Origin of the sequence: Chryseoglobus sp. 28M-23, from assembly GCF_014789785.1 — a bacterium.
Lineage (GTDB): Bacteria > Actinomycetota > Actinomycetes > Actinomycetales > Microbacteriaceae > Microcella > Microcella indica.
In genome coordinates, this window is the sequence record NZ_CP061846.1 from 207,839 (window position 1) to 226,145 (window position 18,307).

Below are 18,307 nucleotides of genomic sequence, written 5' to 3' on the forward strand. Positions count from 1 at the left end.
CTATGACGGGGCCAGTAGTCGGAGTCGACATCGGCAGCACCACGCTGCGCGCGGTCGAGCTCGATGATGCCGCCAAGGCGAAGCCGACCATCGTGCGCGCCCACGAGGTGCCCCTCCCCGAGGGTTCCGTCAAGCGCGGCGACGTGATCGAGGTGCACACGCTCGCCTCCGCCTTCAAGCGCCTGTGGGCAGCAGGGGGGTTCCGCACGAAGGACGTCGCACTCGGCATCGGCGGGCAGAGCGTGATCGTGCGCGACCTCACCGTGCCCCGCATGCCGCTCGCGCAGATCAAGGAGTCGCTCCCGTTCCAGGTGCAGGACCTCTTGCCCGTGCCCGTGAGCGACGCTGTGCTCGACTACTACCCGATCGGCGAGACCCAGAGCGAGTCGGGCCCCGCGGTCAACGGCCTACTCGTCGCCGCCTTCAAGCAGGCGGTCACGACGAATATCACCGCCGTGACGATGGCGGGCCTCACGGCGGTGAGCATGGACCTCCTGCCCTTCGCGACGACGCGCGTTCACGCTCTCTCCTCGCCCACGGAGGGCTACGCCGTACACATGAACATCGGGGCCAACGCGATGACGATCGTCATCGTGCAGGCCGGTGTGCCCCAGTTCATCCGCATCGTGCCGGCCGGCGGCGACGACACGACGCGGGCGCTCATGAGCCGTCTGAGCGTTTCGCGTGAGCATGCCGAGGGCCTCAAGCGCGAGCTGGGCCTCTCGCCGCTCGCGCACACCGACGAGCAGCGGCGGGCAGCCGAGGTCATCCACGAGTCGACGAGCGAATTGCTCACCGCGGTGCGCAACACGCTCGCGTACTTCGCGAGCGTGCGGCCTGGGGTGATGTACGACCACCTCTCCGCAGGGGGAGGCGCCATGCAGATGCGTGGGTTCAACGTCGCGCTCGCCGAGTCGACCCGCATCGCGGTTGTGCCCGTGAACCCGCTCGGCGCCGTGACCCTCTCGAGGTCGCTGCGCGGCAAGGTCAGCGAGGAACGGTTGCAGTCCTGGTCCACAGCCATCGGTCTCGCGATCGGAGGCCGCTCATGAGCCGACAGCAATCGCGAGACGCATCGTCGCCTCTGATCTACGGCGCCATTCCGCGCGCGCAGCTCATGCCACCCGAAGTCGCGCTCCGGCGCCGGGAGAGTTCGCGGCGCCGCGGGCTCATCGCGCTGGTCGTGTTCGTGCTCGTTGTCGTCGTCGGTGGAGTCGTCGGCTCGTACTGGCTCGCGGCGGCCGCCCAGCAGAGGCTCGAGGCGGAGCGCGCCATCACCCAGCAGCTCCTCGTGCAGCAGCTTGAGTTCAGTGAGGTGACCGGCATCCAGGATCGGCTGACCGCCATCGTCGCGCAGCGCGAGGCGCTCGCGGGCGTCGAGGTCCTGTGGCAGGAGGAATTGCGTCCCTTCCTCTCCATCCTCGGCTCGGACGAGATCGTCGAGGGCATCACTGTGCGGGGAAACTCGCCGTTCGAGGCTCCCCTCACGCAGCAGGGGCCGTTGCGCTCGGCACGGTCGGCGACCGTGCTCCTCACGGTCGCCACTGGTGGGCTACCAGACTCTTCTCGCTGGTTGCGAGCGTGGGAGCAGCTCGAGGGGTATGCGGACGCGAGCATCGACTCGATCGCCGGCAGCGGTGAGGACGGGTACCTCACGGCCGTGACGCTCAACCTCTCCCGCGCCGTCCTCACTCAGCAGGAGGCCTCGGAGTGAACCCCCCATCCACGCGCATCTGGACCTTCGCGACCATTATCGCGGTCATCGCCATCGTCGCCCTGGGGTGGTTCCTCGGGGCTGCGCCGAAACTCGCAGAGATGGCGCGCTACGATTCCGAGCGCGCAGCGGTGCTCGCGCAGAACCAGCTCAGTCGCACCACTCTCGCCCAGCTCGAAGCCGACTTCGAACGGCTCGAGGACTTCCAGCAGCAGCTCGCTGAATTGCAGGCGCAGTTCCCCGAGCTCCCCGAGTACGCCGACGCGGTCGAGTTGTTCCTGCGCGAGCTAGTCGGCGAGGGACTCCCGCTGGAGAGCATTGTGATCAATGAGCCCGTGCCCGCGGATCCGACCCTCGTGCCTGATCAGTTCGGGCAGGTGCCTCCCGGCACCCTCGTGCAACTGGACGTCGTGGCCACGGTGGGCGGCGAGCTGCCGCCCACGCTCGCCTACATCGACGCGCTGCAGAGGGCGGGCCGCTTCACCGTCGTGCCGAGCTTCACCTTCAGCGCGGGGTCCGATCCCGAGGCGCGCTCCACCACGATCACCATCATTCTGTACATGATTGCGGGCGAGCCCGCTCCCGGCGTCCTGCCGCTCGACGGCACCACGCCCGAGGAGCCGACGGAGGACGCGGAGGAGGCGCCCGCGGAAGGCGACGCTTGAGCACCTGCCAAGCGGGCCCACGTGCGGAACCCTCGCATCGCGTCACCTCGCCTTGCTAGGGTGAGCCGCCAGCATCGTCGACGTCTCAGGAGCGTGTCATGACCAGCACACCGTCATCCGACAAGCAGGATCCGACCCCCGATTCGCAGAAGCCGGCCACGGCGGACGTCTCGCAGGAGGAGCAGGGTTCGGCCCCGCAGTCCTCGGCGCCCGCGGGTGATGACTCGACACTCGCTGCCGCTGCTGAGCCCGCGACTCCGGCCGAGGAGCGGCCGGCGGCGACTCCGGAGGCCCCCGTCGAGGAGGCGCCGACCACGAGCGCGACCACGGCGCAGTCGGCCACTGCTGAGCAGTCGACGACGGCCGAGCAGCCCACGGCGACGGCGGCAGACTCCAAGGTCGTCTACGTGAGCGCCCCGCCCGAGCCCAAGAAGAAGGGCGCCCGCGGTGTCGGCACGCTCGTCGTCCTACTCGGCGCCGTCATCTTCGCCGCCGTGTACGCCGCTCTGGTGCTTCTCGTGAGCATCATCGCGCCGCCCGTCTCCGCTGGCGCGATGCTGCAGTACTTCGCGGCCCCCATCTACTGGGTGCCCGTCATCGTCTTCGCCCTGAGCTACCTGCTGCTCGTCATCATCGTCAATCGAGCGGGATGGTGGGCTCACGTGCTGGGCGGCTTCATCGTCGCCGTGCTCGTCTACGTGTCGTTCATCGGCGCCGCGCTCATCATGGCGGGAGCCGTCGGTGCCGAGGCGAGCGTCGTGGGCTCGATCGTGCTCGCGCAGCTCACGAGCCCCCTCGGGTTTGCCGCGGCCATCGCCGCGCGCGAGGTCCCGATCTGGGTCGGCGGGCTCGTCGCCAAGCGCGGGCGCACGGTCACCGCGCGCAACGCGGAAGCACGGGCGGCGTACCAGCGCGACCTCGAGGCGCACCGGGCGTCGGTCGGGGGGCAGACTGCCGTTTGACCGGCAGGAGCACTGCGGCTATTCTTGGGCAGGTGTGTGCTTCGGCGCGCGCTTGCGCTGTGCCACGGAAGTGGCCGGAGCAACGCGAGTGACGAGCATCCACAATCGGGTCCCTCGCGGGAGTCCGCCTCGGCGGCCGTCCACGACACCCCCACGGCATATCCGTCACCGCGAACCGATCGCGGAGTCCGGCGGATTCGCGTGAGCCCGCATCGTGCACAGCACGGTCGGGGCATAACACCACCGCAACCGCTGTCACCGTGCAGCTTTACGAGGAGCAATCTTGCCCACAATTCAGCAACTGGTCCGCAAGGGTCGCAGCCCGAAGGTCGTCAAGACCAAGGCGCCCGCCCTCAAGGCCAACCCCCAGCAGCGCGGCGTCTGCACGCGCGTCTACACGACGACCCCCAAGAAGCCGAACTCGGCTCTGCGCAAGGTCGCCCGCGTCAAGCTCTCCAACGGCACCGAGGTCACCGCCTACATTCCCGGCGAGGGCCACAACCTGCAGGAGCACTCGATGGTGCTCGTGCGCGGCGGTCGTGTGAAGGACCTCCCCGGCGTGCGCTACAAGATCGTGCGCGGCGCCCTCGACACCCAGGCTGTCAAGAACCGTCAGCAGGCCCGCAGCCGCTACGGCGCGAAGAAGGACAAGAAGTAATGCCTCGTAAAGGACCCGCGCCCAAGCGCCCCGTCGTCGCAGACCCCGTCTACGGCGCCCCGATCGTCAGCCAGCTCGTCAACAAGATCCTCCTCGACGGCAAGAAGGGCCTCGCCGAGCGCATCGTCTACGGCGCGCTCGAGGGCGTCGGCACGAAGAGCGGCCAGGACGCCGTCGTCGTGCTCAAGAAGGCTCTCGACAACGTGCGCCCCACCCTCGAGGTGCGCAGTCGCCGCGTCGGTGGCTCGACCTACCAGGTGCCCGTCGAGGTCAAGCCGCACCGCGCGAACACTCTCGCGCTGCGCTGGCTGACCAGCTACGCGAAGGCTCGTCGCGAGAAGACGATGACCGAGCGTCTCATGAACGAGATCCTGGATGCCTCCAACGGCCTGGGCGCCGCGGTCAAGCGCCGCGAAGACACCCACAAGATGGCCGAGTCGAACAAGGCGTTCGCTCACTACCGCTGGTAGCACTTTTCGCGTGAGCGGGGCGGCCAGCCCGCCCCGCTCACGAATCCCCTCAACCTGACCGGAGGAACCCCGTGGCACTTGACGTGCTCACCGACCTGAACAAGGTCCGCAACATCGGCATCATGGCGCACATCGATGCCGGCAAGACGACGACCACCGAGCGCATCCTGTTCTACACGGGAATCACCCACAAGATCGGTGAGGTGCACGACGGCGCCGCGACGATGGACTGGATGGCGCAGGAGCAGGAGCGCGGCATCACGATCACGTCCGCCGCGACGACGTGCTTCTGGGCCGACCACCAGATCAACATCATCGACACGCCCGGTCACGTCGACTTCACCGTCGAGGTGGAGCGCTCGCTCCGCGTGCTCGATGGTGCGGTCGCGGTCTTCGACGGCAAGGAGGGCGTGGAGCCCCAGTCGGAGACCGTGTGGCGTCAGGCCGACAAGTACGACGTGCCGCGCATCTGCTTCGTCAACAAGATGGACAAGCTCGGCGCCGACTTCTACTTCACGGTCGACACGATCATCAAGCGCCTCGGCGCGAAGCCGCTCGTCATGCAGATCCCCATCGGGTTCGAGAACACCTTCGAAGGTGTCGTCGACCTCGTCTACATGCGTGCCCTCACGTGGCGCGGAGACTCCAAGGGCGACGTCAAGATGGGCGCCCAGTACGAGATCGAGGAGATCCCGGCCGACCTCGTCGACAAGGCCAACGAGTACCGCCAGGCGCTGCTCGAGACTGTCGCCGAGTCCGACGACGCGCTGCTCGAGAAGTTCTTCGGCGGCGAGGAGCTCACGCCTGAGGAGATCAAGGGCGCGATCCGCAAGATGACCGTGAACAGCGAGATCTACCCGGTCTTCTGCGGTTCGGCCTTCAAGAACCGCGGCGTGCAGCCCATGCTCGACGCCGTCATCGACTACCTGCCGTCGCCGCTGGATGTTCCCGCGGTCGAGGGTCACGACGTGCGCGATGCCGAGAAGATCGTCGAGCGGCACCCCGACTCGACCGACCCCTTCGCCGCTCTCGCGTTCAAGGTCGCCGTGCACCCGTTCTTCGGTCGCCTCACCTACATTCGCGTGTACTCGGGCACCATCGAGTCGGGGTCGCAGGTCATCAACTCGACCAAGGGCAAGAAGGAGCGCATCGGGAAGATCTTCCAGATGCACGCCAACAAGGAGAACCCTGTCGAGAGCGTGACCGCCGGTCACATCTACGCGGTCATCGGCCTCAAGGACACCACGACGGGCGACACTCTGTGCGACCCGAGCGAGCAGGTCATCCTCGAGTCCATGACGTTCCCCGAGCCGGTCATCGAGGTCGCCATCGAGCCGAAGACCAAGGCCGACCAGGAGAAGCTCGGCACGGCCATCCAGAAGCTCGCTGAAGAAGACCCGACGTTCCGCACTGAGCAGAACACCGAGACCGGTCAGACGGTCATCAAGGGCATGGGCGAGCTGCACCTCGACATCCTCGTCGACCGCATGAAGCGCGAGTTCAACGTCGAGGCGAACGTCGGCAAGCCGCAGGTGGCCTACCGCGAGACGATCCGCAAGACGATCGAGAAGTTCGACTTCACCCACAAGAAGCAGACGGGTGGATCGGGCCAGTTCGCCAAGATCCAGATCATGCTCGAGCCTCTCGAGGTGACGCCGGAGACGAGCTACGAGTTCGTCAACTCGGTCACCGGTGGCCGCGTTCCGCGCGAGTACATCCCTTCGGTGGACGCGGGCATCCAGGACGCCATGCAGGTCGGCGTCCTCGCCGGATTCCCGACGGTGGGCGTCAAGGCGACGCTGCTCGACGGCGCGTCGCACGACGTCGACTCCTCGGAGATGGCGTTCAAGATCGCCGGTTCGATGGCCTACAAGGAGGCCGCTCGCAAGGCGAGCCCCGTGCTGCTGGAGCCGCTCATGGCGGTCGAGGTGCGCACCCCTGAGGAGTACATGGGCGACGTCATCGGCGACCTCAACTCTCGTCGCGGCCAGATCCAGTCGATGGAGGACGCAACGGGTGTCAAGGTCGTTCGCGCCCTCGTGCCGCTGTCGGAGATGTTCGGGTACGTCGGTGACCTTCGGTCGAAGACCTCGGGTCGTGCCGTCTACTCGATGACGTTCGACAGCTACGCGGAGGTCCCGAAGGCTGTGGCCGAGGAGATCGTCCAGAAGAACAAGGGCGAGTAATCGCCCTGCCCGTGAGGGCTCGCTGAGAGCCTTCAGTACGATAGATATCAACCAACTGCGGGAATCCAACTGCAAGAGGAAACCTGCGACCAAGTCCTGAGGAGGACCCACAGTGGCTAAGGCCAAGTTCGAGCGGACCAAGCCGCACGTCAACATCGGAACCATCGGTCACGTCGACCACGGCAAGACCACGCTCACCGCGGCGATCTCGAAGGTGCTTGCTGACAAGTACCCTTCGGCCACCAACGTGCAGCGTGACTTTGCCTCGATTGACTCGGCTCCGGAGGAGCGTCAGCGCGGCATCACGATCAACATCTCGCACGTCGAGTACGAGACCCCCAAGCGTCACTACGCGCACGTCGACGCCCCGGGTCACGCCGACTACATCAAGAACATGATCACGGGTGCCGCGCAGATGGACGGCGCGATCCTCGTGGTTGCGGCGACCGACGGCCCGATGGCGCAGACGCGCGAGCACGTGCTCCTCGCCAAGCAGGTCGGCGTGCCCTACCTGCTCGTCGCGCTCAACAAGTCCGACATGGTGGACGACGCCGAGATCATCGAGCTCGTCGAGCTCGAGGTTCGCGAGCTCCTCGCCAGCCAGGGCTTCGACGGCGACAACGCTCCCGTGATCCAGGTCTCGGGCCTCAAGGCGCTCGAGGGCGACGAGAAGTGGGTTCAGTCCGTTCTCGACCTCATGGACGCCGTGGACGAGTCGATCCCCGACCCCGTGCGTGACAAGGACAAGCCGTTCCTCATGCCGATCGAGGACGTCTTCACGATCACCGGTCGTGGCACCGTCGTCACGGGCCGCGCCGAGCGTGGAACTCTCGCGATCAACGCCGAGGTCGAGATCGTCGGCATCCGCCCGACGCAGAAGACGATCGTCACGGGTATCGAGATGTTCCACAAGCAGCTCGACGAGGCGTGGGCCGGCGAGAACTGCGGTCTTCTCCTCCGCGGCACCAAGCGCGAGGACGTCGAGCGCGGTCAGGTCGTCGTGAAGCCGGGTTCGGTGACCCCTCACACGAACTTCGAGGGCACCGCGTACATCCTCTCCAAGGACGAGGGTGGGCGTCACAACCCCTTCTACACGAACTACCGCCCGCAGTTCTACTTCCGCACCACCGACGTCACCGGCGTCATCACGCTGCCCGAGGGCACCGAGATGGTCATGCCCGGCGACACCACCGACATGACGGTCGAGCTGATCCAGCCCATCGCCATGGAGGAGGGCCTCGGCTTCGCCATCCGCGAGGGTGGCCGCACCGTGGGTGCCGGAACGGTCACGAAGGTTCTCAAGTAGTCCTTCAGTTCCACACGAGAGCGGGGATCGGGCTTCGGCCCGGTCCCCGCTCCGTCGTTAACCCCTCCCGGTGATCGTGCTCGGCACGCTACGCTCAGCCGCACACCATCCCTGAGCGCGGAGGAGCACCATGGCAGGACGCGTCACCCTCGAAGTCGGCGTGACGCTGCTGCTCACGATCCTGCTGGCGTGGAGCATCTTCGGTCTCGTCGCGCTGACCGACTCCGGGGACCCCGTGGGGACCTTCCTCGACCAGGTGCCCAGGGTCCTCTTCGGCCTGCTGGGCATCGCCCTCGTGCTCTGGGCGATCATGCTCATCATCGGCTCGATCGCGCACCGGTATCGCGCCGTGGGCTGGCGGATCGGCACGCACATCCTGAGCCTCGTCGTCGCCGTGATCATCAACGTGGGGGTGCTGGCGATCGTGACGGTTGCGTCTTGAGTTCTTGTGATCGTCGCAACACCTGAGTTCTTCAGGAGTTGCTCGTGTTCGAGATTCGTCAGGATCGGCAGATCCCGCAGGGCCGGAGGAAACTGCATGCTGAGCGCGCGAAGTACTTCGAGCTCGTCGCGAATGGCTATGACTTCCTTGAGGCCGCCAGAATCGTCGGCGTGAACTATCGCACGACGAAGCGGTGGCGCTCAGGCGTCTGGACTAGTGGAACCAAGAAGAAGGCCGGTACGGTCGCACCCATTGCGGTGCGACCGTACCGGCCTTCTTTGTCGTCGAGGTACCTCAGTGAGCAGGATCGGGTCTTTATCGCGGACCGCTTGTTGGCGAAGTGGTCGATCCGCAGGATCGCGCGAGAGCTGAATCGGAGTCCGTCGACGATCAGCCGAGAGGTCCGCAGGAACAGTCACCCGGGTACTGGCTCGTACCGGCCCTACGCAGCTCAGGCGCGTGCCGACGACCGTCGGCCGCGCCCCAAGCCCGGGAAGATCGCGCTGAACGCTGAGCTCCGCACGTATGTGCAGAGCAAGCTTGATCTGCGGTGGAGCCCGGAGCAGATCGCCCGGACGCTCCGCCGTGAGTTCCCTGATCGGCCAGAGATGCGCGTGGCCCACGAGACGATCTACCTTGCACTCTACGTCCAGCGTCGAGGTGAGCTGCACCGTGAGCTTCATCGGTCGCTGCGCACCGGGCGGGCTCGCCGGAGGTCGCGCCGTCAGGCGCAACAGCGTCAGCCCCGATATCGGGACCCGATGGTCATGATCAGCGACCGCCCGGCCGAGGTTGCCGACCGGGCCGTTCCCGGCCACTGGGAAGGTGACCTCATCATCGGAAAGAACCAGAAGACCGCGATCGGCACACTCGTCGAGCGCACCACGAGATACGTGATGCTCGTCCATCTCCCGAACGACCACGGTGCCGAGGCAATGCGAGACGCGCTCGTCAGGAGCATCGGAACCTTGCCGGCCGAACTGCGACGCTCCTTGACCTGGGACCAGGGCAGCGAGATGGGCCAGCACAAGGCGTTCACCGTCGCGACGGATATCCCGGTCTACTTCTGCGACCCCGCATCACCCTGGCAACGAGGTAGCAACGAGAACACCAACGGCCTGCTCCGCCAGTACTTCCCGAAAGGCACCGACCTGTCGCTTCACAGCCCGGCCGAGCTCGCCCGAGTCGCCCATGAACTGAACACGAGGCCCCGCAAGACGCTCGGTTGGGACACGCCAGCCGAGCGTCTTGCGAGGATCTGGGACGTCGCTGCCTGAACGTCGTCAGTCTTTGTCGTCTTTGTCGAGATCTTCGAGGACCTCGAACGGCGATTCGACGTCACCGCGCCAGGCCTCGATACCTTCGCGGATCGCGAGCACGGCGACCACAAGGGCGGCCACCGAGTCGGCCCACCACCAGCCGAACAGGCTGTTCAGGATCAGCCCGATGAAGACGGCACCCGAGAGATAGACGCACAAGATCAGCTGCTTTGCGTCCGCGAGCACGCTCTTCGAGTCGAGTTCACGCCCGGTGCGTACCTCGAACCATGCCAGCAGGGGCATGACGAGCAAGCTCAGGGCGGTGATCCCGAGCCCGAGCGGGCTGTGTTCGGGCCCTTCCTGACTGATCAGGCTCGTCACGGCATCGACGGTGACATACGCCGCCAAGGCGAAGAACGCCAGACCGATGGCGCGGACCGTGACCTTCTCCCATCGCTCGGGATCTTTCCTCGTGAACTGCCAGGCGATCGCGACCGCTGACAGCACTTCGACGACGGAATCGAGCCCGAACCCGATCAGTGCCGCCGACGATGCCAGAACGCCGGCCCAGATCGCGACGATCGCTTCGATCACGTTGTACGTGATCGTGAACCCGACGATGAAGCGAACGCGGCGGTGCAGCGTCGACCGTCGTTCGGTCGTCAACGCCGCGCTCATGCGCCTGCTCCCGCGCCGCAGCAACCCGGAACAGTGCACGACGAGTCCACGCACGGCGCGTTCTCATCGACCGCGAGCGTCGCCTCAACAAGCGCGGTCAACGCTGCTGTCAGGTGCGGGTCCGCGATCTCGTAGCGCGTCTGGCGCCCCTCAGGTTCCGCCACCACGATCCCGCAGTCGCGGAGACACGTCAGGTGGTTCGAGACGTTGGAACGAGACAGCTCGAGCGAACGCGACAGCACGGCTGGATAGCTCGGGCCTTGCAGCAGAGACATGAGAATCCGCGAACGGCTTGGATCGGCCATCGCTCGACCGAGCCGGTTCATTACATCGAGACGAGAAGCAATAGTCAGCATTCGATGACTATACAGCTCTCGATGAACTTACGTCGAGCTACGCTTATCTCTCCGCCGTGTTGCGACGATCATCTGAATTCGCCCGTCCTCGGGAGGGGGCGGATGGGAGCTGCTGCTCGTCGGTATTGCCGTCGCGGCGGGAGCAGTGCTGCTCGTGAGCGGGGTCGTCGCCGTGCTGGTGGTGGAGTTGGCCATCCTCGGGCCCCGCACGATCCCGCGCAGTGCCCCGCCGGTCCAGGTGTAGAGCCGACAACCGCCCGCCGGGACGGCGAGCCTGTGCTGCTCAGGCCGACAACCGCCCGCCGGGGCGGCGAGCCTGTGCTGCTCAGGCCGACAACCGACCGCCGGGACGGCGAGCCTGTGCTGCTCAGGCCGACAACCGCCCGCCGGGACGGCGGCCGGGGCGCTGTCGCCGGCGAGGCCAGAAATGGCCTCGCCTTCAGGCGACACGCCCGAGTTGCAGGGGGGCTATCGGTGTGGCAGACTCTTCTAGTTCCACACGCCGTGCTAGTGCGCGGCTCACTGCCAGGCAGTGCATAGGACGAGCGCCGCATCGAGTGATCGACAGCGGCTCGCGATGAGCCTAGGCCGCGGGCAGAAGAACACAGCTTAAACCGACAACCACTTGGCACAGGGATACCTCTGTGCCTGGCGAAGGCGACACGCCCGAGCGCGGGGGTCGGTGACCTGAGCGGAGATCGCGGCCGCCGAGAATGTCGCGCGAGAGGGAGACCTCGCGTGCGGCAGCGGCAGTCCGGTTGACGTTTGACAGAAGAACAGTGGTGCGACCTCTCACGAGCGCTCCGCAGGAGTGCGCGCCCGACAGGGTGCGCACCGACCTAAGAAGGAAGAGAGTTGAGCATGGCGGGACAGAAGATCCGCATCCGGCTGAAGTCTTACGATCACGCCGGTCTCGATGCATCGGCGCGCAAGATCGTCGACACCGTGACGCGTGCGGGAGCCACTGTGGTGGGCCCCGTCCCGCTGCCGACGGAGAAGAACGTGATCGCCGTCATCCGGTCGCCCCACAAGTACAAGGACAGCCGCGAGCACTTCGAGAAGCGCACGCACAAGCGGCTCATCGACATCATCGACCCGACGCCGAAGGCCGTCGACTCGCTCATGCGACTCGACCTGCCCGCCGACGTCAACATCGAGATCAAGCTCTAAGGAATCCGACAATGTCTGCTACCAAGACGACCAAGGGACTGCTGGGCACCAAGCTCGGCATGACCCAGGTGTGGGATGAGAACAACACACTCATCCCCGTCACCGTTGTCGAGATCGCTCCCAACGTGGTGACGCAGGTCCGTACCCCCGAGGTCGACGGCTACGCGGCGGTGCAGATCGCCTACGGTGCCATCGACCCGCGCAAGGTCACGAAGCCCCTCGGCGGCCACTTCGAGAAGGCCGGCTCCACGCCGCGCCGTCACCTCACCGAGGTGCGTACCGCCGACGCCGGCGAGTACACGCCCGGTCAGGAGCTCGCGGTCGACATCTTCGAGGCCGGCCAGCGCGTCGACGTCGTCGGCACGAGCAAGGGCAAGGGTTTCGCGGGCGTCATGAAGCGCCACAACTTCAAGGGCGTCTCGGCCTCGCACGGTTCGCACCGCAACCACCGCAAGCCCGGCTCGATCGGTGCCAGCTCGACCCCCAGCCGCGTCTTCAAGGGCATGCGCATGGCGGGTCGCATGGGCGGCGACCGCGTGACAGTTCTCAACCTCACCGTGCACTCGGTCGACCTCGAGAAGGGACTCCTGCTCGTCAAGGGCGCCGTTCCCGGTGCTCGCGGCCGCCTCGTGTTCGTCCGCAACGCCGTGAAGGAGGCGTGATCGCCATGGCTGCTTCTCTCAACGTCGTCGACGCCGCAGGCAAGAAGACCGGATCGGTCGACCTGCCCGCCGAGCTGTTCGACGTCCAGACCAACGTGCCGCTGCTGCACCAGGTCGTCGTGGCCCAGCTCGCTGCCGCGCGCCAGGGCACGCACTCGACCAAGGGTCGTGGCGAGGTCTCCGGTGCCGGCCGCAAGCCCTTCAAGCAGAAGGGCACGGGCCGCGCTCGTCAGGGCTCCATCCGCGCTCCTCAGATGACTGGTGGTGGCATCGTCCACGGGCCGACGCCGCGCAACTACGCGCAGCGCACCCCCAAGAAGATGATCGCAGCAGCACTCCTCGGTGCGCTCTCGGATCGCGCTCGTGGCGACCGCCTGCACGTGGTCGAGTCGTTCGGCTCGGACACGCCCTCGACGAAGGCAGCAGCATCCACGCTCGCCGCCGTCGCCTCGGGCCGCAACGTGCTCGTCGTCATCGAGCGCGGGGATGACGTCAACCTCAAGAGCGTGCGCAACCTGCGCAACCTGCACGTCATCAGCCCCGACCAGCTCAACGCCTACGACGTGCTGGTCAGCGACGACATCGTCTTCACGACGACCGCGTTCGAGGCCTTCGTGACGGCCAAGACCAAGAAGGAAGAGGTCAGCGCATGAGCGTCCACGAGGTCGCCCAGAACAAGGACCCCCGCGATGTCATCATCGCGCCCGTCGTGAGCGAGAAGAGCTACGCGCTCATCGATGACGGCAAGTACACCTTCATCGTGGACCCCCGCGCGAACAAGTCGGAGATCAAGCTCGCGATCGAGAAGATCTTCGGCGTCAAGGTCGCGTCGGTCAACACGCTCAACCGCACGGGCAAGACCCGTCGCACCCGCTTCGGCACAGGAAAGCGCAAGGACACCAAGCGCGCGATCGTGACCCTGAAGTCCGGCTCGATCGACATCTTCACGGCTGTCGGCTAGGCCCGGAAGGACAGACACCATGGCTATTCGCAAGTACAAGCCCACGACCCCCGGTCGTCGCGGTTCGTCGGTCTCGGACTTCGCCGAGATCACGCGCTCGACCCCCGAGAAGTCGCTGCTCAAGCCGCTGCCCAAGACGGGTGGCCGCAACAACTCGGGTCGCATCACGACGCGCCACATCGGTGGTGGCCACAAGCGCCAGTACCGCATGATCGACTTCCGTCGCAACGACAAGGACGGCGTCAACGCGAAGGTCGCGCACATCGAGTACGACCCGAACCGCACGGCGCGCATCGCGCTCCTGCACTTCGTGGACGGCACCAAGCGCTACATCCTCGCGCCGAACAAGCTCTCGCAGGGCGACATCATCGAGTCGGGCCCCTCGGCTGACATCAAGCCGGGCAACAACCTGCCGCTGCGCAACATCCCCGTGGGTACTGTCGTGCACGCCATCGAGCTCCGCCCCGGTGGCGGCGCGAAGATGGCCCGCTCGGCCGGCGCCTCGGTGCGTCTTGTCGCCAAGGACGGCCCCTACGCCCAGCTGCGTCTGCCCTCGGGCGAGATCCGCAACGTCGACGCGCGCTGCCGCGCCACGATCGGCGAGGTCGGCAACGCCGAGCAGTCGAACATCAACTGGGGCAAGGCCGGTCGCAAGCGCTGGAAGGGCGTGCGCCCGACCGTCCGCGGTGTCGCCATGAACCCGGTCGACCACCCGCACGGTGGTGGAGAGGGCAAGACGTCCGGTGGACGTCACCCGGTCAGCCCCTGGGGCCAGGCCGAGGGCCGCACGCGTCGCCCCAACAAGGAGAGCGACAAGCTCATCGTCCGCCGCCGCACCGTTGGCAAGAAGCGCTAGTAGGAGTCGAAAAAGATGCCACGCAGTCTCAAGAAGGGCCCCTTCGTCGACGACCACCTGCTTCGCAAGGTGTTCACGCAGAACGAGGCCAACAGCAAGAACGTCATCAAGACCTGGTCGCGCCGATCGATGATCGTGCCCGCGATGCTCGGCCACACCATCGCCGTGCACGACGGTCGCAAGCACATCCCCGTGTTCGTGACCGAGACCATGGTCGGGCACAAGCTCGGCGAGTTCGCGCCCACCCGCACCTTCCGTGGACACGAGAAGGACGACAAGAAGGGTCGTCGCCGCTAACGCGGGGACGGTTGAAGAGGAGATACACATGGTGGAGTCGATCGCCCGCGTGCGACACATCCGCGTGACGCCTCAGAAGGCTCGTCGCGTCGTCGACCTGATCCGCGGCAAGCAGGCCCTCGAGGCCCTGGCCATCCTGAAGTTCGCACCCCAGGGTGCGAGCGAGCCCGTATACAAGCTCGTCGCGTCGGCCATGGCCAACGCACGGGTGAAGGCGGATGCAGCGAACTCCTTCCTCGACGAGCAGGACCTCTATGTGTCCCGCGCATTCGTCGACGAGGGCACGACCCTCAAGCGGTTCCAGCCGCGCGCCCAGGGTCGGGCGTTCCGCATCCTCAAGCGCACCAGCCACATCACGATCGTCCTCGCGACGCCGGATGAGCTGACCGCCGCGGGCTCGAGCACGAGCAAGAAGAAGGCGAGCAAGTAGACATGGGCCAGAAAGTCAATCCGTACGGCTTCCGACTCGGAATCACCACCGACCACGTGTCGCGCTGGTTCTCCGACAGCACGAAGGCCGGTCAGCGCTACTCAGATTATGTCGCGGAGGACGTCAAGATCCGCCGGATGCTCACCACGAGCCTCGACCGCGCCGGCGTCGCCCGCATCGAGATCGAGCGCACCCGTGACCGGGTTCGCGTCGACATCCACACCGCCCGCCCGGGCATCGTGATCGGTCGCCGCGGCGCCGAGGCTGAGCGCATCCGCTCCGACCTCGAGAAGCTCACCGCCAAGCAGATCCAGCTCAACATCCTCGAGGTCAAGAACCCCGAGGCCGAGGCGCAGCTCGTCGCGCAGGGCATCGCGGAGCAGCTCAGCGCTCGCGTGGCCTTCCGCCGTGCGATGCGCAAGGGCCTCCAGGGCGCCCAGCGTGCCGGCGCCAAGGGTGTGCGCATCCAGGTCTCCGGCCGCCTCGGCGGCGCCGAGATGAGCCGCTCCGAGTTCTACCGCGAAGGCCGTGTGCCCCTGCACACCCTCCGCGCGAACATCGACTACGGCTTCTACGAGGCGCGCACGACCTTCGGCCGCATCGGCGTGAAGGTCTGGATTTACAAGGGCGACATCACCAACAAGGAACTCGCTCGCGAGCAGGCGTCTCAGAAGTCGTCGCGCCCCGAGCGTCGTGACTCTGACCGCGGCCCGCGTCGCGACGGCGGCCGTCCGGCCGCCGCCAAGGCGCCCGCTGCGGCCGGAGCGGAAGGCTAGAGACATGCTTATTCCCCGTAAGGTCAAGTTCCGGAAGCAGCACCACCCCAAGCGCGGTGGGCACGCGACCGGCGGAACCGTCGTGTCGTTCGGCGAGTACGGCATCCAGGCCATGACCCCCGCCTACGTGACCAACCGTCAGATCGAGTCCGCTCGTATCGCCATGACGCGTCACATCAAGCGCGGCGGCAAGGTGTGGATCAACATCTACCCCGACCGCCCGCTCACCAAGAAGCCCGCCGAGACCCGCATGGGCTCCGGCAAGGGCTCGCCGGAGTGGTGGGTCGCCAACGTCAAGCCGGGTCGCGTCCTCTTCGAGGTCGCCGGTGTTCCCGAGCAGCTCGCTCGTGAGGCCATGACCCGCGCAATTCACAAGCTGCCCCTCAAGGCACGCATCATCAAGCGCGAGGAGGGCGACGCGTAATGGCGATCGGATCGAAAGAGCTGGCACCTGTCGAGCTCGACACCTTTGAAGACGAGCGACTCGTCGACGAGCTGAAGAAGGCGAAGGAAGAACTCTTCAACCTTCGCTTCCAGGCCGCGACCGGGCAGCTTGAGAGCCACGGCCGACTGCGCGCCGTCAAGCGCGACATCGCGCGCATCTACACCGTGATCCGCGAGCGCGAGCTGGGCATCCGTGCCACGCCCGCCCCCATCGAGGTTCCCGAGAAGCCGGCGAAGAAGTCCACCAAGGCGAAGGCCGCGGCTGACGCTGGCGAGAAGCCCGAGGCTTCGGACAAGGGCGCTTCGGACAAGACTGAGGAGAAGAACTGATGGCGACGACCGAGAAGAAGGCCGCTGCCGGCCACGAGTCGGCCGCGCACGACGTTCGCGACGAGAGCGCCCGCGGGTACCGCAAGGTGCGCCGCGGCTACGTGACGAGCGACAAGATGGAGAAGACCATCGTCGTCGAGGTCGAGGACCGCGTGAAGCACCCGCTCTACGGCAAGGTCATCCGTCGCACCTCGAAGGTCAAGGCGCACGACGAGCAGAACACCGCCGGTGTCGGCGACCTCGTGCTCATCTCCGAGACCCGTCCCCTGTCCGCTACGAAGCGCTGGCGCCTCGTCGAGATCCTCGAGAAGGCCAAGTAGGCCCTCGCGCCTATTGGGTAGGAGAGAACAATGCTTCAGCAGGAATCCCGCGTCAAGGTCGCCGACAACACCGGCGCCAAGGAGCTGCTCACGATCCGCGTGCTCGGCGGCTCCGGCCGTCGATACGCCGGCCTCGGTGACGTCATCGTGGCGACCGTCAAGGACGCCATCCCCGGTGGCAACGTCAAGAAGGGCGACGTCGTCAAGGCGGTCATCGTGCGCACCATCAAGCAGACCCGTCGTTCCGACGGCTCGTACATCAAGTTCGACGAGAACGCCGCCGTGATCCTGAAGGCCGACGGGGACCCTCGTGGTACCCGCATCTTCGGGCCGGTCGGTCGTGAGCTTCGCGACAAGAAGTTCATGAAGATCGTCTCGCTCGCCCCGGAGGTGCTGTAACCCATGGCCAAGATCAAGAAGGGCGACATCGTCCAGGTGATCAGCGGCGCGACCGAGGACCGCGGCGGAGACCGCGGCAAGCAGGGTCGCGTCATCGAGGTGCTCGCGGAGAAGAACCGCGTCATCGTCGAAGGCGTCAACTACGTCACGAAGCACGTGCGCGTCGGTCAGACGCAGCGCGGCACCAAGACGGGCGGCATCGAGACCTCCGAGGCCTCGATCCACATCTCGAACGTGGCGCTCGTCGACCCCAAGTCCAAGAAGCCGACCCGCGTCGGTTTCCGCGAGGAGACCGTGACGAAGGACGGCGTCAAGAAGACCGTCCGCGTGCGGTACGCCAAGAAGTCAGGTGAGAAGTTCTGATGTCAACCACTGCCCCTGCGCAGGCTGGCACAATCCAGCCGCGCCTCAAGCAGAAGTACCGTGCCGAGATCACCAAGGCGCTGACCGAGGAGTTCGGGTACACCAACCCGCACCAGGTTCCCGGTCTCGTCAAGATCGTCGTGAACACGGGTGTCGGCGAGGCCGCTCGCGACAGCAAGGTCATCGACGGTGCGATCAAGGATCTCACCGCGATCACCGGCCAGAAGCCTCAGGTCACGAAGGCCCGCAAGTCGATCGCTCAGTTCAAGCTCCGCGAGGGCATGCCGATCGGCGCCCACGTGACGCTGCGCGGCAACCGCGCCTGGGAGTTCATGGACCGCCTCGTGACGCTCGCGCTGCCGCGCATCCGCGACTTCCGCGGCCTGAGCCCGAAGCAGTTCGACGGCCACGGCAACTACACCTTCGGCCTCACGGAGCAGAGCGTGTTCCACGAGATCGATCAGGACAAGATCGACCGCGTGCGCGGCTTCGACATCACGATCGTGACCACCGCGAAGACGGACGACGAGGGTCGCGCACTCCTGCGCGCGCTCGGCTTCCCCTTCGCGAACCCCGCCCAGTAGGGCACCCACCACCGGTCCG

26 protein-coding genes are annotated in these 18,307 nt (G+C 66.4%); 24 read left to right on the forward strand and 2 right to left on the reverse strand.

The features are described from left to right. Positions 1-2: 2 nt before the first annotated feature. The 10 genes from pilM (at position 3) to IE160_RS01035 (ending at position 9,680) form a co-directional block, all read left to right on the forward strand. Positions 3-1,052, forward strand: coding sequence for a type IV pilus assembly protein PilM (gene pilM, locus IE160_RS00990; protein ID WP_191151400.1), 1,050 nt, complete (start codon positions 3-5; stop codon positions 1,050-1,052). After that, a complete protein-coding gene (locus IE160_RS00995; protein WP_191151401.1) occupies positions 1,049-1,714 on the forward strand; it encodes a hypothetical protein in 666 nt (221 codons plus the stop codon). The genes pilM and IE160_RS00995 overlap by 4 nt, the downstream gene beginning before the upstream one ends. Beyond that, positions 1,711-2,379 carry a hypothetical protein gene (locus IE160_RS01000; protein WP_191151402.1) on the forward strand — a complete coding sequence of 223 codons (669 nt, stop codon included), beginning with the start codon at positions 1,711-1,713 and terminating at the stop codon, positions 2,377-2,379. The genes IE160_RS00995 and IE160_RS01000 overlap by 4 nt, the downstream gene beginning before the upstream one ends. Positions 2,380-2,477: 98 nt before the next feature. Beyond that, entirely contained in the window at positions 2,478-3,341 is an 864-nt protein-coding gene (locus IE160_RS01005) for a hypothetical protein (protein ID WP_179872978.1), read from the forward strand. A 283-nt stretch (positions 3,342-3,624) separates the two neighbouring features. Then, on the forward strand, positions 3,625-3,999 hold the full coding sequence (gene rpsL, locus IE160_RS01010) for a 30S ribosomal protein S12 (protein WP_152582702.1): 375 nt from the start codon (positions 3,625-3,627) through the stop codon (positions 3,997-3,999). Next, positions 3,999-4,469, forward strand: a complete 471-nt coding sequence (rpsG, locus tag IE160_RS01015; RefSeq protein ID WP_100823539.1) for a 30S ribosomal protein S7 — start codon at positions 3,999-4,001, stop codon at positions 4,467-4,469. The genes rpsL and rpsG overlap by 1 nt, the downstream gene beginning before the upstream one ends. A gap of 71 nt (positions 4,470-4,540) precedes the next feature. Beyond that, on the forward strand, positions 4,541-6,655 hold the full coding sequence (gene fusA / locus IE160_RS01020; RefSeq protein ID WP_191151403.1) for an elongation factor G: 2,115 nt from the start codon (positions 4,541-4,543) through the stop codon (positions 6,653-6,655). Positions 6,656-6,767: 112 nt separating this feature from the next. Further along, positions 6,768-7,961 carry an elongation factor Tu gene (gene tuf, locus IE160_RS01025; RefSeq protein ID WP_179872980.1) on the forward strand — a complete coding sequence of 398 codons (1,194 nt, stop codon included), beginning with the start codon at positions 6,768-6,770 and terminating at the stop codon, positions 7,959-7,961. A gap of 130 nt (positions 7,962-8,091) precedes the next feature. Next, positions 8,092-8,403: a hypothetical protein gene (locus IE160_RS01030; RefSeq protein ID WP_191151404.1), complete on the forward strand. Its 312-nt coding sequence runs from the start codon at positions 8,092-8,094 to the stop codon at positions 8,401-8,403. Positions 8,404-8,495: 92 nt separating this feature from the next. Further along, complete coding sequence (locus IE160_RS01035) at positions 8,496-9,680, forward strand: IS30 family transposase (RefSeq protein ID WP_191151942.1); 1,185 nt, start codon at positions 8,496-8,498, stop codon at positions 9,678-9,680. A 6-nt stretch (positions 9,681-9,686) separates the two neighbouring features. Here the strand turns inward: IE160_RS01035 and IE160_RS01040 are convergent, their stop codons facing one another. Together IE160_RS01040 and cmtR are read right to left on the reverse strand one after the other, a co-directional pair. Next, on the reverse strand, positions 9,687-10,340 hold the full coding sequence (locus tag IE160_RS01040) for a cation diffusion facilitator family transporter (protein WP_191151405.1): 654 nt from the start codon (positions 10,338-10,340) through the stop codon (positions 9,687-9,689). Next, complete coding sequence (gene cmtR / locus IE160_RS01045) at positions 10,337-10,696, reverse strand: Cd(II)/Pb(II)-sensing metalloregulatory transcriptional regulator CmtR (RefSeq protein WP_191151406.1); 360 nt, start codon at positions 10,694-10,696, stop codon at positions 10,337-10,339. The genes IE160_RS01040 and cmtR overlap by 4 nt, the downstream gene beginning before the upstream one ends. Before the next feature lie 861 nt (positions 10,697-11,557). On the opposite strand from cmtR, the gene rpsJ reads away from it, so the two are divergent. From rpsJ to rplE, 14 genes are read left to right on the forward strand one after another with little or no spacing between them, the layout of a single operon-like run. Further along, complete coding sequence (rpsJ, locus tag IE160_RS01050) at positions 11,558-11,866, forward strand: 30S ribosomal protein S10 (protein WP_047561503.1); 309 nt, start codon at positions 11,558-11,560, stop codon at positions 11,864-11,866. 11 nt (positions 11,867-11,877) lie between these two features. Next, positions 11,878-12,528: a 50S ribosomal protein L3 gene (gene rplC / locus IE160_RS01055; RefSeq protein ID WP_179872982.1), complete on the forward strand. Its 651-nt coding sequence runs from the start codon at positions 11,878-11,880 to the stop codon at positions 12,526-12,528. 5 nt (positions 12,529-12,533) lie between these two features. Then, entirely contained in the window at positions 12,534-13,181 is a 648-nt protein-coding gene (gene rplD, locus IE160_RS01060; RefSeq protein ID WP_179872983.1) for a 50S ribosomal protein L4, read from the forward strand. Further along, positions 13,178-13,489, forward strand: a complete 312-nt coding sequence (gene rplW / locus IE160_RS01065; RefSeq protein WP_152582693.1) for a 50S ribosomal protein L23 — start codon at positions 13,178-13,180, stop codon at positions 13,487-13,489. The genes rplD and rplW overlap by 4 nt, the downstream gene beginning before the upstream one ends. Before the next feature lie 19 nt (positions 13,490-13,508). Then, positions 13,509-14,345, forward strand: coding sequence for a 50S ribosomal protein L2 (rplB, locus tag IE160_RS01070; RefSeq protein ID WP_152582692.1), 837 nt, complete (start codon positions 13,509-13,511; stop codon positions 14,343-14,345). Between the two features lie 15 nt (positions 14,346-14,360). Further along, entirely contained in the window at positions 14,361-14,642 is a 282-nt protein-coding gene (gene rpsS / locus IE160_RS01075) for a 30S ribosomal protein S19 (protein ID WP_100823533.1), read from the forward strand. Between the two features lie 28 nt (positions 14,643-14,670). Further along, positions 14,671-15,072, forward strand: a complete 402-nt coding sequence (rplV, locus tag IE160_RS01080) for a 50S ribosomal protein L22 (protein WP_100823532.1) — start codon at positions 14,671-14,673, stop codon at positions 15,070-15,072. A gap of 2 nt (positions 15,073-15,074) precedes the next feature. Continuing rightward, entirely contained in the window at positions 15,075-15,848 is a 774-nt protein-coding gene (rpsC, locus tag IE160_RS01085) for a 30S ribosomal protein S3 (protein ID WP_100823531.1), read from the forward strand. 4 nt (positions 15,849-15,852) lie between these two features. Continuing rightward, positions 15,853-16,272 (forward strand): 50S ribosomal protein L16, encoded by a 420-nt coding sequence (gene rplP, locus IE160_RS01090; protein WP_191151407.1) that lies wholly within the window; start codon positions 15,853-15,855, stop codon positions 16,270-16,272. After that, the gene (rpmC, locus tag IE160_RS12675; protein ID WP_179872984.1) at positions 16,272-16,622 is read left to right on the forward strand and encodes a 50S ribosomal protein L29; all 351 of its coding nucleotides are present in this window, start codon (positions 16,272-16,274) and stop codon (positions 16,620-16,622) included. The genes rplP and rpmC overlap by 1 nt, the downstream gene beginning before the upstream one ends. Continuing rightward, the gene (rpsQ, locus tag IE160_RS01100; RefSeq protein WP_191151408.1) at positions 16,622-16,942 is read left to right on the forward strand and encodes a 30S ribosomal protein S17; all 321 of its coding nucleotides are present in this window, start codon (positions 16,622-16,624) and stop codon (positions 16,940-16,942) included. Before rpmC ends, rpsQ begins: the two co-directional genes overlap by 1 nt. Positions 16,943-16,972: 30 nt before the next feature. Beyond that, complete coding sequence (gene rplN / locus IE160_RS01105; protein WP_100823527.1) at positions 16,973-17,341, forward strand: 50S ribosomal protein L14; 369 nt, start codon at positions 16,973-16,975, stop codon at positions 17,339-17,341. A gap of 3 nt (positions 17,342-17,344) precedes the next feature. After that, entirely contained in the window at positions 17,345-17,704 is a 360-nt protein-coding gene (gene rplX, locus IE160_RS01110) for a 50S ribosomal protein L24 (protein ID WP_179872986.1), read from the forward strand. Next, positions 17,704-18,288: a 50S ribosomal protein L5 gene (gene rplE / locus IE160_RS01115; RefSeq protein ID WP_152582687.1), complete on the forward strand. Its 585-nt coding sequence runs from the start codon at positions 17,704-17,706 to the stop codon at positions 18,286-18,288. The genes rplX and rplE overlap by 1 nt, the downstream gene beginning before the upstream one ends. Positions 18,289-18,307: the final 19 nt, after the last annotated feature.

Coding starts and splice junctions, on each gene's coding strand:
- rplE (WP_152582687.1), top strand. CDS start 17,704: ATGTCAACCACTGCCCCTGCGCAGGCTGGCACAATCCAGCCGCGCCTC.
- rpsJ (WP_047561503.1), top strand. CDS start 11,558: ATGGCGGGACAGAAGATCCGCATCCGGCTGAAGTCTTACGATCACGCC.
- rplC (WP_179872982.1), top strand. CDS start 11,878: ATGTCTGCTACCAAGACGACCAAGGGACTGCTGGGCACCAAGCTCGGC.
- rplN (WP_100823527.1), top strand. CDS start 16,973: ATGCTTCAGCAGGAATCCCGCGTCAAGGTCGCCGACAACACCGGCGCC.
- rplX (WP_179872986.1), top strand. CDS start 17,345: ATGGCCAAGATCAAGAAGGGCGACATCGTCCAGGTGATCAGCGGCGCG.
- IE160_RS01040 (WP_191151405.1), bottom strand. CDS start 10,340: ATGAGCGCGGCGTTGACGACCGAACGACGGTCGACGCTGCACCGCCGC.
- rpsC (WP_100823531.1), top strand. CDS start 15,075: ATGGGCCAGAAAGTCAATCCGTACGGCTTCCGACTCGGAATCACCACC.
- IE160_RS01005 (WP_179872978.1), top strand. CDS start 2,478: ATGACCAGCACACCGTCATCCGACAAGCAGGATCCGACCCCCGATTCG.
- rplV (WP_100823532.1), top strand. CDS start 14,671: ATGGTGGAGTCGATCGCCCGCGTGCGACACATCCGCGTGACGCCTCAG.
- rpsS (WP_100823533.1), top strand. CDS start 14,361: ATGCCACGCAGTCTCAAGAAGGGCCCCTTCGTCGACGACCACCTGCTT.
- IE160_RS01030 (WP_191151404.1), top strand. CDS start 8,092: ATGGCAGGACGCGTCACCCTCGAAGTCGGCGTGACGCTGCTGCTCACG.
- rpsG (WP_100823539.1), top strand. CDS start 3,999: ATGCCTCGTAAAGGACCCGCGCCCAAGCGCCCCGTCGTCGCAGACCCC.
- rplW (WP_152582693.1), top strand. CDS start 13,178: ATGAGCGTCCACGAGGTCGCCCAGAACAAGGACCCCCGCGATGTCATC.
- rpmC (WP_179872984.1), top strand. CDS start 16,272: ATGGCGATCGGATCGAAAGAGCTGGCACCTGTCGAGCTCGACACCTTT.
- IE160_RS00995 (WP_191151401.1), top strand. CDS start 1,049: ATGAGCCGACAGCAATCGCGAGACGCATCGTCGCCTCTGATCTACGGC.
- pilM (WP_191151400.1), top strand. CDS start 3: ATGACGGGGCCAGTAGTCGGAGTCGACATCGGCAGCACCACGCTGCGC.
- rpsQ (WP_191151408.1), top strand. CDS start 16,622: ATGGCGACGACCGAGAAGAAGGCCGCTGCCGGCCACGAGTCGGCCGCG.
- cmtR (WP_191151406.1), bottom strand. CDS start 10,696: ATGCTGACTATTGCTTCTCGTCTCGATGTAATGAACCGGCTCGGTCGA.
- rplP (WP_191151407.1), top strand. CDS start 15,853: ATGCTTATTCCCCGTAAGGTCAAGTTCCGGAAGCAGCACCACCCCAAG.
- rplB (WP_152582692.1), top strand. CDS start 13,509: ATGGCTATTCGCAAGTACAAGCCCACGACCCCCGGTCGTCGCGGTTCG.
- rplD (WP_179872983.1), top strand. CDS start 12,534: ATGGCTGCTTCTCTCAACGTCGTCGACGCCGCAGGCAAGAAGACCGGA.